This is a genomic window from Serratia sp. PL7 (assembly GCF_945957435.1).
The window spans coordinates 14,092-26,561 of the sequence record NZ_CAMFLB010000022.1 but is presented as its reverse complement, the minus strand read 5'-3'; the positions used below and the strand labels follow the sequence as shown (position 1 = coordinate 26,561).

Sequence of the window (12,470 nt, the reverse complement as noted above, 5' to 3'; positions counted from 1 at the left end):
CCAATTGCGCTCATTGAGTGGTGACCTGCTGCTGCAACGCCTCGGCGAGCAGCCCGATGATAAACTGCACAAGCGGTTATACAATGCCATTCGTACCAGTATTCTGGACGGCAGCCTGCCCCCTTCCAGCCGCCTGCTGGCATCACGCGATCTGGCAAAAGAGCTGGGTCTCTCACGTAATACGGTTTTAACCGTTTATGAACAATTACTGGCGGAAGGATATGTGTTTTCGCGCCAGGGAAGTGGAACCTTCGTCGCAGAAACGGTACCCGACAGCTGTTTATCCACCGCCAGCCAGCCGATTGCCGTTGACGGTGAGCAACGGCGTGCCGAGCTGTCACAACGTGGCATCACGCTACTGCAACACGCCAGCGCCAGCCCGAAACAGTGGGGAGCGTTTATTCCCGGCGTCCCCGACGTGAATGCTTTCCCGCATCACATCTTCAGCAAACTCCAGGCACGCATCAGCCGCCGCCCGACTTCACAGCGCTTAACCTACAGCAACCAGGGCGGCAGCCCGGAGCTGCGGCATGCGCTGGTGGACTATCTACGGGTGTCGCGTTCGGTGCGCTGCTCGCCGGAACAAATTCTGATCACCGAAGGCATTCATCAGGCGATCGATCTGGTCACCCGCATGCTGTGTAATCCTGGAGATGACGCCTGGATCGAGGAACCTGGCTATTGGGGGATCCGCAATATCCTGCGCATGAACGGCGTCAATATCTGCCCCTGGGCGGTGGACGAGGCCGGGATGGTGCCACCAGAACAACCGGCGGCCTTGCCACGGCTGATTTTTGTCACCCCTTCGCACCAATACCCGTTGGGCTCGGTCATGAGCCTGGCTCGTCGGCAACGGCTGCTAGCTTTGGCCCGTGCGGCTGGCGGCTGGATCGTGGAGGATGATTATGACAGTGAATTTCGCTTCTCCGGCCAACCTATCCCGGCCTTGCAGGGGTTGGAAGCCGATGCGCCGGTGATCTACATCGGCACCTTCAGCAAAACGCTCTATCCGGCCCTGCGGCTGGGCTATGTGGTGCTTCCCAAGCCATTGATGGACGAGTTAAAAACGGCTCACGCCGAGCTTTACCGTGGCGGCCATCTGATCATTCAGGCGGCGCTGGCGCAGTTTATTCAGGAAGGCCACTATACCGCGCATATCCGCCGCATGCGGTTGCTGTATGCCAAGCGGCGTGGGTTCCTCACCGCGTTGATTGAACAGCATCTGGGTAAGCAGGCGTTGAGCGAGTTCAACAGCAACGCTGGGCTGCATCTGGTGCTCAACCTGCCAGATGATGCAGACGATGTCGCCATCGCTGCGGCGGCCAATGAACGCGGGGTGCTGGTAAGAGCGTTGTCACGGTATTACATGCTGCCAAACGCGCGACGCGGGCTGCTGATGGGCTTTGCTTGTGTGCCGGAAGAACAAATGGCGGCGGCGTTTGACATGTTGTTGGAGTGTATAGGCCCCTCACCCTAACCCTCTCCCACAGGGAGAGGGAACCGATCGAGTGGGCTGAAAGTATCGTGATTCTTCATGAGCACCGGCTGATTCGCCTTGGCTGAAGGGGGCGCTCGCGTTTGCTGAGATTGCCTATTTACTGCCAAAAGAGCAGGGAATAACAGCTCCCTCCCTTCTGGGAACCGATCGAGTGACTGCCAAAAGAGCAGAAACTAACAGCTCCCTCCCTTGTGCGAACCGATCGAGTGACTGCCAAAAGAGCAGGGACTAACAGCTACTTCCCTTCTGGGAACCGATCGAGTGACTGCCAAAAGAGCAGGGACTAACAGCTCCTTCCCTTCTGGGAACCGATCGAGTGACTGCCAAAAGAGCAGAAACTAACAGCTCCCTCCCTTGTGCGAACCGATCGAGTGACTGCCAAAAGAGCAGGGACTAACAGCTACTTCCCTTCTGGGAACCGATCGAGTGACTGCCAAAAGAGCAGGGACTAACAGCTCCTTCCCTTCTGGGAACCGATCGAGTGACTGCCAAAAGAGCAGAAACTAACAGCTCCCTCCCTTGTGCGAACCGATCGAGTGACTGCCAAAAGAGCAGGGACTAACAGCTCCTTCTCTTCTGGGAACCGATCGAGTGACTGCCAAAAGAGCAGGGACTAACAGCTCCTTCCCTTCTGGGAACCGATCGAGTGACTGCCAAAAGAGCAGGGACTAACAGCTCCCTCTCCCTGTGGGAGAGGGTTGGGGTGAGGGGCATCAATCCAGCAGGTGGTTGATATCATCCTGGGTAGATGGGGGATCCTGACGCATCCCCTTGGTCAGCCACAGCAGATAAATAAAACCAGCAAACAGCCAAGTGAAACCCACTTTCAATGCTTCGGGATCCAGGTTGACCCACAACCACACTGACATACCGAAGCCAACCAGCGGCAGCAGGCCGTATTTGAACATCGCGTTCAGCCCACGGCGTTTTTGGTTAATCAGGAAATGCTTGATCACGCTGAGGTTAACGAAGGTGAATGCCCCCAATGCGCCAAAGCTGATCATCGACACCACCATGCTCAAATCCATCCACAGCGCCAGCAACGAGATGATGGCGACAAACACAATCGCGCGCCACGGAGTGCGGAAACGAGGGTGCAGATGGTAGAACACTTTACGCGGCAACACGCCTTCACGCCCCATGGCGTAGAAGATACGTGAAACACCGGTTTGTGCAGACATGGAAGAGGCATACACCCCGGTGAGGTAAGTGGCCATAAAGAAGTTGTACATCCACTTGCCACCCACGTGCTCCGAGATAATCAGGCTGGCGGTGTCCTGATGCGGGATCAGCGATTGCCAGTCAGGATAGGCCAGATGCGCGGCGTAGGAAACGGCAACAAAGATGCCACCGGCACAGATCACGGTAATCAGGATCGCGCGCGGCAGAGTACGTTTGGCGTCGGCGGCCTCTTCGGCCATGGTGGCAATGGCATCAAAACCCAGGAAGGCCAGGCACAACACCGCAGCACCGGCGATCAGGCCAGAGAAGTCACCGGCATCCACCAGCAGCGGCTTCATCAATGACGCCGGGCTGAGGTCAGCCTCACTAAATGCCAGCACGATAAACAGCACGATAAACACCATCTGCAAGGCAATCAGCGTGAAATTCACCGAGCTAAGCAGGCGCACGCCCAGAATATTCAGCGCGCTGACGCTGGCAATGGAGCCAAGAATAAACACGTAAGCAGGGATCGATGGGAATGCCTCGTGCAAGAAGATACCTAAAACCAGATAGTTAAGCATCGGCAGGAACAGATAATCGAGGATCTGCGCCCAACCTACCAGGAAACCGGTTTTACCACCAAAACTGCGCTGTACGTAGGAATAGGCCGAACCTGCCAGCGGCATGGCGTTGGTCATCCGGCAATAGCTCAGGGCGGTAAACAGGATGGTCACGATGGTAACCAGATAAGCGACGGGTAAGTGACCCTGGCTTAACACGGTAACCTGACCGTAGGTGGTAAACACGCCCAGTGGCACCATATAGGCAAGGCCAAACGCAACCAGGGCGGGGGTTTTAAGAACTCGTTGCAACCGAATGTTTTGCGGCATTACCGTATCATCTCCTGGCGCAGCTCAGCGCTATTCAGGGCCAATCCCAATAGGCTATTTGATTCGCTGCGGTAAAAACAAGGGGACGGATTCTGGCACAAGTTAGGCTGCCGGGGAAGCTAACAATCCGCTTTCAGAAAACCGGGTGGCAATAGGTAAAGAACTGGGGCACAACCCGTTGATTTATTGTTTGCAGGATGAGGAAAAGCGGTAAAAATTACCCTTCATGGCAATGTGCCGAATTTGTAGAGGCGCTGCATGCAACGCCCCCAGGTAAAAATGACCGCTTAATTCACATTGCTATCAGGATTGATAGCTGATCTTCCCGCCAACCAATGTCCGTTCAATGCGGGTTTGGTAGATCTTCTCCGCTGGCTGCTCGAATAGATTATGCTGCAGGACGATCGCATCGGCAAATTTGCCTACTTCCAGCGAGCCAATGTACTGCTCTTTGGCGATCATATAGGCCGCATCGATGGTGGCTGCGCGCAACGTCTCAATCAGGGTCAGATCGCGATCGTTGTCCAGGCGTGGCCCGGCAGGATTACCTTCGCTATCCCAGGCGCGGCGGGTCATCCCCACCTGCAGGTTATACCACTCATCCAGGCGATCGATGGGCCAGTCGCTGCCATAGGCCAGCCGCGCACCGGCATCCAGGAAGCGTGCCGCGGGCTCAAGGTGAGGGAAACGGGCTTCACCCAGCATCTCGCGCTCTTCATCGATCAGCACGCCCGGTAAACCGGCCCACTGGAACGAAAGCACCGCCGTTGCCGCCAAAGAGGCAAAGCGCGCGTACTGATGCGGCGCAACCAATTCGTTATGGGCCAAGCCTGGGCGGATATCCTTGCCCGGGCAGGCAGCACGCATTAGCTCAACCGCATCCAGCACCTGCTCGATTGCGCCATCGCCTACCGTATGGGTATGCGGATGCAGGCCAGCGCGGCCACACTCGACGATCAGCGCGTTCAGCACCGGCGTGGTGAAGTAGAGATCGCCATAACGCTCACCCTTGGCTTCCCCATGATGTTCACGATAAGGCTCTAGCAGCGCCGCCGTCATAGTCGGTGGCTGCAACACGCCGTCGACGAACAGCTTGAGATGGCCAACAGAGATCCCGGCCTGCGGCGTCCAAGGCTGGCTACTCCACCGTTCGGCAAAGGCGACAACCTCTTGCACCGCCCGGGCAGCGTCTTCCGGCCCTTGTACGCTGTCTGGTGTGACTTCTTTGGCCCCCAGCACACGTAAGGTCAGCTCACCGCGATCGCGCAGTACGGCGAAAGCCTCCAACTGTTCCGCAAACACCCGGGTATCCATCACAGTGGTCACGCCTTGCGTATGCAGCACCTGCTGCACATGAGCCGCTACCTGCACGTTCTGTTCCGCCGTGCCGGAAGGAATGCTGTCAAAGGCGCGCATGGCCGGAGCATCCTCCAGGATCCCGGTCAGTTGACCATCGGCATCGCGGGCGATCTTGCCGTCCGGCGGCACCGGGGTATTTTCATCAATGCCCAGCATCTCCAGCGCACGGCTGTTGGCCGCCAGCGTGTGGCAATCGTTAGAGAACAGTGCCACCGGGCGGCGAGTGTTGAGGGTGTCCAGCAAGCTACGGCTCATATCCGCGCCAACCGGGATCATCGCCTGACGCTGCCAGGCACGTACCGTCAGCCATTCGTCATCGCCAGCCGGATACTTATCCAGATGCGCCTGAATATGTTGCAGGGTTTGCTCAGCCGTCAGCGCCGCATAGTGCAAGCTGCAACCTTTGAGCTGTTTGCCGCCCCAGAATGGGTGCATATGGCTGTCGATCAGGCCCGGCATCATCATTTTGCCGTGCAGATCGATGCGTTCGGTGGTGGGTGTCGCCAGCGCAAGCACCTGCTCATCAGTCCCTACCGCAAGAATGTATCCCTGCCCTATCGCCAACGCACTACAAACACGATTTTCCGCATCTGCGGTGAAGATAGTGCCGTTGTAATAAATTACCTCGGCTGCTGTTGCCACTGGAGTCATAGTCATTGTCTCGAAACCTCACAAAATGACCTTAAGTATACCAAAAACTCCCCAGCTTGGCCCCTCAGGCAGGGTTACATTGCTTGAAAGCACCAACCCGCTGTCGACCAGAACAAACGATGGGTCAGCCGCAGCGCCCGCAAGAAATCCTCATCGTGCGACACTACCAGCATCGCACCAGGGAACTCCGCCAGCGCCGCTTCAATTGCCTGCGATGAGGCCAGATCCAAATGGTTGGTCGGTTCATCCAGCAGCAGGAGCTGCGCAGGCTCACGCCGCCACAGCACACAGGCCAGCGCCGCTTTCAACCGCTCTCCACCACTCAATGCCGCCAACGGCAGCGTGACCCGGTCGGCATTCAGTTGCAGTTGCGCCAGTTGGCTACGCAACACTCCTTCGGCTAACGGGGTATCCTGTAAACCTAGATGATCGACCACCGAGCGAGTCAGATCGAGCTGGGACAGGTTTTGATCGAGGTAGGCCAGCGATACCGAGCAATGGCAATGTCCAGCGCTGGCAGCCAGTTGCCCCAGGATCACCTTCAGCAGCGTGGATTTGCCACAGCCGTTCGGGCCGGTGATGGCCACACGCATCGGGCCATCCATCCTCCAGTCGAGCGGTGGCAAGGAGACGAACGGCAGCTGTAACTGTTCCAGTACCAGCACCTGCTTACCTGTGGCTACCGCGCTGCCCGGTAAGGTCAGCATCACCGGGTTATCTTCTTCAACCCGTTCCCTCGCCTCGCGCACAGCTTCATCCAGCGTGTTCTTTTGCCCCTGATGCTGTTTACGCAAGGTCCCCATCGTGTCGCGAGCAGCCCCCTTGAGGGCAGCTTTCTCAAAAGAGGCGATATTCAGCGAGTCCACGGTTCTCAGCGTACGGGCGGAGTGACGCTGGTAATTGTCGTGTTCTTTTTGCTGGCGAGCGCGGACGCGCCGTCTTTCCAACGCGGCATGTTCAAGTTGAGCACGCGCCGCCTGTTGCTCTTGCTCCCGCAGCCGATGGTATTCGTGATAATTGCCACCGTAGCTACGTAATGCCTCAGGAGTCAGTTCGACAATCCGCTGCATCCGTGACAACAGTTGCCGATCGTGGCTGGCAATCAACAGACCGCCGCGCCACTGTCCCAATTGCTGATACAGCCATTCACGGCCCGTGCTATCGAGGTGATTGGTTGGTTCGTCCAGCAACAGGAAATCAGCCCCCGACATTATCGCGCCACACAAAGCCGCACGCATACGTTCGCCACCACTCAGTTCGCTGGCTGGCCGTTGCGGATCAAAATCAGACAATCCCGCCGCCGCAAAAGCCGTGCTCAAGCGATCCGCCAGATCCCACTGGCCCTCAAGACGATCGATATCGTCCAGCCGTGGGCAACCTTGCTCAAGACGGGCCTGGGCGGCAAACACCTCACCGTAGCCCAGCAACGTTGCCAGGGTCGTCTGTTCGGTGAAGTGCGGCTGCTGCGCCACATAGGCAAAGGTTGCCTGCGTCTCAATATGACCTGACGCGGGTTGATCCAGCCCGGCAATCAGACGTAGCAGGCGAGTTTTTCCCACGCCGTTACGCCCCACCAGGCCACAGTGCAGCTGTTCAACGGCCAGATTAAGCGGGCCAAACAGCGTTTCGCCATTGGCAAACTGACAGGTTAATTGATGTAAAACGAAATAAGGGGACTGCGCAAAATGAGCCATAAGCACTCCTGAATGAAATCAAAACCTCCCCATACGGCACGAGCGTGCTCGGTACAGGGCCAGATATCAGCAGGTGTGGTTGTTCATTTTCGGTAATGGCTCCGCAGAGAGAAAAGGGATAAGGCGAGCCGATGTTAGCCGATCTTTTATACCGATTGCAAACATGAGGTCTATCACATTCAGCACATCCGCGTTTCCCAAGTACGCCGACAACGGCTAAATTTATCTCATCCGACCACTTGAGGGTCGTCTATAACTATAACGATAAACCCGATTGGAGACTGCAATGAGTGCTTACCCCAACCTGCTTGCGCCGCTGGATCTCGGCTTCACCACCCTGAAAAATCGGGTGCTGATGGGATCGATGCACACCGGCCTGGAAGAACTGCCTAATGGCCCCGAGCGTATGGCGGCATTCTACGCCGAGCGGGCCGCTGCCGGTGTCGCCCTGATCGTGACCGGCGGTATAGCCCCCAATGAGAAAGGCGTGGTGTATCGCGGAGCATCGGTCCTGAACCAGCCACAGCAGGTTGCCCATCACCAGATCGTGACCGAGGCTGTCCATCAGGCTGGGGGTAAGATTGCCCTGCAAATCCTGCATACCGGGCGCTATAGCTATCAGCCACAGCCAGTCGCCCCTTCCGCACTGCAAGCGCCGATCAACCCATTCAGCCCAGCGGCGCTGACTACCCAGGAAGTTGAACAAACCATTGCCGACTTCGCCAACTGCGCAGCATTGGCACAGCAGGCTGGCTATGACGGCGTGGAAGTCATGGGGTCTGAGGGCTACCTGATTAACCAGTTCCTGGTCTCGCGCACCAACCAACGCACCGACCAATGGGGCGGCAGTTTCAGCAATCGCATGCGTTTCGCCGTGGAAATTGTGCGGGCCGTGCGCGAAGCGACCGGGCCGGAGTTTATTCTGATCTACCGCCTGTCGATGCTCGATCTGGTGGAGGATGGATCCAGTTGGCAGGAGATCGAACAGCTTGCCGTGGCGATCGAACAGGCTGGCGCAACGCTGATCAACACCGGTATCGGCTGGCACGAAGCACGTATTCCCACCATCGCCACCATGGTGCCACGCGCCGGGTTCAGTTGGGTGACGCGCAAGCTGATGGGCAAAGTGAAGATCCCGCTGATCACTACCAACCGCATCAACGATCCGGCGGTGGCGGAGCAGGTTTTGGCCGATGGCTGTGCCGACATGGTGTCCATGGCACGCCCGTTCCTGGCAGATGCGGCGTTCGTGCAGAAGGCCGCTGAAGGCCGTGCAGACGAAATCAACACCTGCATCGGCTGCAATCAGGCCTGCCTGGATCAGATTTTCGATCACAAACTCACTTCCTGCCTAGTCAACCCTCGCGCCTGCCGCGAAACCGAAATGCCATTGATCGCCACCGCAACGCCTAAAAAACTGGCCGTGGTGGGTGCCGGGCCAGCCGGATTAGCGTTTGCCACCACCGCCGCCAGCCGCGGGCATCAGGTAACCCTGTTTGATGCCGCCGAGCAGATCGGTGGCCAGTTCAATATCGCCAAGCAAATCCCCGGCAAGGAGGAGTTTCACCAGACGTTGCGCTATTTCCGCCGTCAGTTGGCGCTCAATGAAGTGGAACTGAAGCTGGGGCAGCAGGCGCAACCGCAGGATCTGGCGGATTTCGATGAGGTGATCCTCGCCTGCGGCATCGTACCGCGTATGCCAGCCATTGCGGGCATCGAACACGCCAAGGTGATGAACTATCTCGATGTTTTGCGGGATAAAAAACCGGTTGGGCAACGGGTCGCCATCATTGGGGCTGGGGGAATTGGCTTCGACGTCGCCGAATACCTCAGCCAGCATGGCACCTCCAGTAGCCTGGATCTGGCAGCGTTTAACCGCGAATGGGGGATCGATTCACAACTAGAGCAGCGCGGGGGGCTGAGCGCCCTAGGGCCGGAAGTGCCATCCTCGCCACGCCAGATATTCCTGTTGCAACGCAAAACCAGCAAGGTAGGTGAAGGCCTGGGTAAAACCACCGGTTGGATCCATCGCACCAGCCTGGCTGTACGCGGCGTGAAAATGCTCAATAGCGTGAACTATCAACGTATTGACGACGAAGGTCTGCATATATTGCGTGCCGAGCAGGAAAGCTGCTTGCCGGTAGATACGGTGGTGATTTGTGCCGGGCAGGAACCGCGCCGTGAATTGCAGCAGCCGCTGCTGGAAATGGGGAAAACGGTGCATCTGATTGGCGGTGCCGACGTGGCTGCCGAGCTGGATGCCCGCCGCGCTATCGATCAGGGCACGCGGCTGGCCATGGCACTGTAATCCATTGATTTTACGGGCGCAGCATGCTGCGCCCCTACATCAATAACGCGCGCCAGACTTGACCGCTTTGAGGATCAAGAACTTCTGGTTGGAGGCCACGGTGGTGCAGTTGCCGAACAAACGCCTCAGCTTCTGGTAGTAATCCAGATGGCGGTTGCCGACGATCCACAGCTCCCCCCCCACTTGCAGGCAACGCTTGGCGTCGCAGAACATCTGCCAGGCGGTGTGATCGGTGATCGCATGCTGCTGGTGGAACGGTGGGTTGCACAGTACCGCCTGCAGGCTTTCACGCTCAATGCCCGCCAGCGAGTTGTTCACCTCAAACTGACAGCGATCCATCTCCTGCGGCAGGTTGTGCGCCACGTTCAGTTCACTGGAAGCCACCGCCATGTAAGACTCATCGACGAAGGTCATCTGCGCTTGCGGGTTCTGCACCAAGGCACGCATACCGATAATGCCGTTGCCACAGCCGAGATCGACAATATGGCCCTGCAAATCCTTCGGCAGATTTTCCAGGAACAGGCGTGCGCCAATATCCAGGCTACCGCGTGAGAACACGTTGGCGTGGTTGTGGATCAGCCAGTCCGTGCCGTCGAGCAGCCAGTCGGTGGTTTCCGGCGCTGCTGGTGGCACGATGTCAGCTACCTGGCAATAAATCAGACGGGCCTTTTTCCAGGCCAGGCTGGTGCGGGTTGGGCCAAGCACCCGCTCAAACACTTGCATGGTCGAGGTATGCACGTCACGCGCTTTGGCACCGGCCACGATCAGCGTATCGGGTGCCACTACGTCACGCAGGGCACGCAATTGCTGCTCCAGAAGCGCCAGCGCTTTCGGGATACGGATCAACACCACCGCCGGGTTGGCAGGCAGTTCGGCCAGGCTGTCTTGCAAGGTGACCTGCTCAACATCGAGCTCATTCAGCTTGAGGTTATGGCGCGTCGCCAACTGGCTCATGTAAGAATCGCTGATGCTGTAAGGCTTATAGCCATGCAGAGCACAGGCCAGCGTGCCAAAGTTGTCGTTGAAAATCAGTACCGGGCGTTCACCGATGTCGACATTTTCCAACTGTTGCAGCAGATATTCGTCCGCCGCTTCCCACGCCTGCAGCTGGGTGGCTTCTTCCTGTTGGGGATAACGCTCCAGCTCAAGTTGCTGTGTTCCCAGATCGAGTTGGCTCATTGCCCCTCCTGAATGATAAATTTGGGCTGTTTATCCCCTAAAAACGCTCGGCAGTAAAATGTTTTTTGGGATTAATTGCCCATTAGGGGATTTGAGCAAGAAAACGTCATACAATGCTCGCCCCGGTTTACCACTGAATACTGAATAACATGTCCGAACTGAGCTACCTGCAAGGCTACCCCGATCATCTGCAAATGCAGGTGCAACAACTCATCAAGCAACAGCGGCTGGGCGAGGTTTTGTTGCAACGCTATCCGCAGGTGCATGGCTGCACCACCGACAAGTCGCTTTATCAGTTTACCGTCGATCTGAAAAATCAGTATCTGCGTAATGCTCAACCGCTGAGCAAGGTGGCCTACGACAGCAAAATCCAGGTGATGAAGCACGCCTTGGGGCTGCATACCGCCATTTCTCGGGTGCAGGGTGGCAAACTGAAAGCCAAAGCCGAGATCCGCGTGGCGACGGTGTTTAAAAACGCCCCAGAACCTTTCCTGCGCATGATCGTAGTCCACGAGTTGGCGCATCTGAAAGAGAAAGACCACAACAAGGCGTTTTACAGCCTGTGCTGCCATATGGAACCCAGCTATCACCAGTTGGAGTTTGATACCCGTCTGTATCTGACCCATCTCTCATTATTCGGCGAACTCTATGAGTAATAAGCCTTTTTAAGCAAATATTCGCCTATTCTCTGCGGCGTGATAATCTGGTTCCTTGAGCTATCTTCCTGTGGAAACTGGAGTCACCCATGATTCGCTTTGCTGTTGTCGGCACCAACTGGATCACCGAACGTTTTATCGATGCGGCTCACGAAAGCGGCAAGATGAGGCTGACCGCCATCTATTCGCGTAAGCTCGAACAGGCGCAGGCCTTCGGCGCCAACTATCCGGTCGAACACTTCTTTGACTCGCTGGAAGCGCTGGCGCAATCCGACGTGATTGATGCGGTGTATATTGCCAGCCCCAACTCTCTGCACTGCCAACAATCTCTGCTATTCCTGAGCCATAAAAAGCATGTGATTTGCGAGAAGCCGCTGGCGTCAAATCTGCGCGAAGTGGAACAGCTAGTGGCCTGCGCACGGGAACATCAGGTGGTACTGTTTGAAGCGTTCAAAAGCGCCCACTTGCCCAATTTTCTTATCTTGCAACAAGCATTGCCGAAGATTGGCAAACTGCGTAAGGCATTTATCAACTATTGCCAATACTCCTCCCGCTATCCCCGTTACCTGGCCGGTGAAAACCCGAATACCTTCAACCCGCACTTTTCCAACGGCTCGATCATGGACATTGGCTATTACTGCGTGGCCAGCACCGTGGCGCTGTTTGGTGCACCGCAGTCGGTATTGGCTAGCGCAACATTGCTTGATACCGGGGTGGATGCCCACGGCAGCGTGTGCCTGAACTATGGTGACTTTGACGTGGTGATCAGCCATTCCAAGGTCAGCAACTCGGACATTCCGAGTGAGATCCAGGGCGAAGAGGGCACGCTGGTGATCGAAAAAATCTCCGAAGCCCAAGGCGTGGTGCTGACGCCTCGCGGTGAAAATAGCCAGGTACTGACCCAGCCGCAACACATCAATACCATGCTGTATGAAGCGCAAGTGTTTGCCGAACTGGTAGAAAAACGGCAGGTCGAGCATGAGGGCCTGGAAAATTCCCTGATCGTCGCCAGCCTGCTGACGGAGATCCGCCGTCAGACCGGCGTAGTGTTCCCCGCTGACGGAGAATAAA

The 12,470-nt window shown here is 56.9% G+C and carries 8 protein-coding genes; 4 read left to right on the top strand and 4 right to left on the bottom strand.

All coding sequences use genetic code 11. The annotated features are described in order from the left end of the window. Positions 1-4: 4 nt before the first annotated feature. Positions 5-1,477 (top strand): PLP-dependent aminotransferase family protein, encoded by a 1,473-nt coding sequence (locus N6G83_RS42610; RefSeq protein WP_211134624.1) that lies wholly within the window; start codon positions 5-7, stop codon positions 1,475-1,477. Positions 1,478-2,211: 734 nt separating this feature from the next. On the opposite strand, the gene N6G83_RS42605 is transcribed toward N6G83_RS42610, so the two are convergent. From N6G83_RS42605 to N6G83_RS42595, 3 genes are all read right to left on the bottom strand, one after another. After that, positions 2,212-3,552: an APC family permease gene (locus tag N6G83_RS42605; protein WP_074031190.1), complete on the bottom strand. Its 1,341-nt coding sequence runs from the start codon at positions 3,550-3,552 to the stop codon at positions 2,212-2,214. A 303-nt stretch (positions 3,553-3,855) separates the two neighbouring features. After that, positions 3,856-5,562, bottom strand: coding sequence for an amidohydrolase (locus N6G83_RS42600; protein WP_211136517.1), 1,707 nt, complete (start codon positions 5,560-5,562; stop codon positions 3,856-3,858). A gap of 74 nt (positions 5,563-5,636) precedes the next feature. Next, positions 5,637-7,256, bottom strand: a complete 1,620-nt coding sequence (locus tag N6G83_RS42595) for an ABC-F family ATP-binding cassette domain-containing protein (protein ID WP_211136511.1) — start codon at positions 7,254-7,256, stop codon at positions 5,637-5,639. Positions 7,257-7,542: 286 nt separating this feature from the next. Here N6G83_RS42595 and N6G83_RS42590 point away from each other — a divergent pair, with 286 nt between their 5' ends. Further along, positions 7,543-9,564, top strand: a complete 2,022-nt coding sequence (locus tag N6G83_RS42590) for an NADPH-dependent 2,4-dienoyl-CoA reductase (protein ID WP_211136512.1) — start codon at positions 7,543-7,545, stop codon at positions 9,562-9,564. 39 nt (positions 9,565-9,603) lie between these two features. Here the strand turns inward: N6G83_RS42590 and rlmG are convergent, their stop codons facing one another. Further along, positions 9,604-10,743, bottom strand: coding sequence for a 23S rRNA (guanine(1835)-N(2))-methyltransferase RlmG (gene rlmG, locus N6G83_RS42585; protein WP_024483083.1), 1,140 nt, complete (start codon positions 10,741-10,743; stop codon positions 9,604-9,606). A gap of 149 nt (positions 10,744-10,892) precedes the next feature. Between rlmG and N6G83_RS42580 the strand changes: the two genes are divergently transcribed. Further along, entirely contained in the window at positions 10,893-11,399 is a 507-nt protein-coding gene (locus tag N6G83_RS42580) for a M48 family metallopeptidase (protein WP_024528187.1), read from the top strand. 89 nt (positions 11,400-11,488) lie between these two features. After that, the gene (locus N6G83_RS42575) at positions 11,489-12,469 is read left to right on the top strand and encodes a Gfo/Idh/MocA family protein (RefSeq protein ID WP_021806930.1); all 981 of its coding nucleotides are present in this window, start codon (positions 11,489-11,491) and stop codon (positions 12,467-12,469) included. The last annotated feature ends 1 nt before the right edge of the window (position 12,470 follow it).

Excerpts from the sequence above, each read along its gene's own strand:
- N6G83_RS42605 (WP_074031190.1), bottom strand. The coding sequence starts at position 3,552 with ATGCCGCAAAACATTCGGTTGCAACGAGTTCTTAAAACCCCCGCCCTG.
- N6G83_RS42600 (WP_211136517.1), bottom strand. The coding sequence starts at position 5,562 with ATGACTCCAGTGGCAACAGCAGCCGAGGTAATTTATTACAACGGCACT.
- N6G83_RS42595 (WP_211136511.1), bottom strand. The coding sequence starts at position 7,256 with ATGGCTCATTTTGCGCAGTCCCCTTATTTCGTTTTACATCAATTAACC.
- N6G83_RS42590 (WP_211136512.1), top strand. The coding sequence starts at position 7,543 with ATGAGTGCTTACCCCAACCTGCTTGCGCCGCTGGATCTCGGCTTCACC.
- rlmG (WP_024483083.1), bottom strand. The coding sequence starts at position 10,743 with ATGAGCCAACTCGATCTGGGAACACAGCAACTTGAGCTGGAGCGTTAT.
- N6G83_RS42580 (WP_024528187.1), top strand. The coding sequence starts at position 10,893 with ATGTCCGAACTGAGCTACCTGCAAGGCTACCCCGATCATCTGCAAATG.
- N6G83_RS42575 (WP_021806930.1), top strand. The coding sequence starts at position 11,489 with ATGATTCGCTTTGCTGTTGTCGGCACCAACTGGATCACCGAACGTTTT.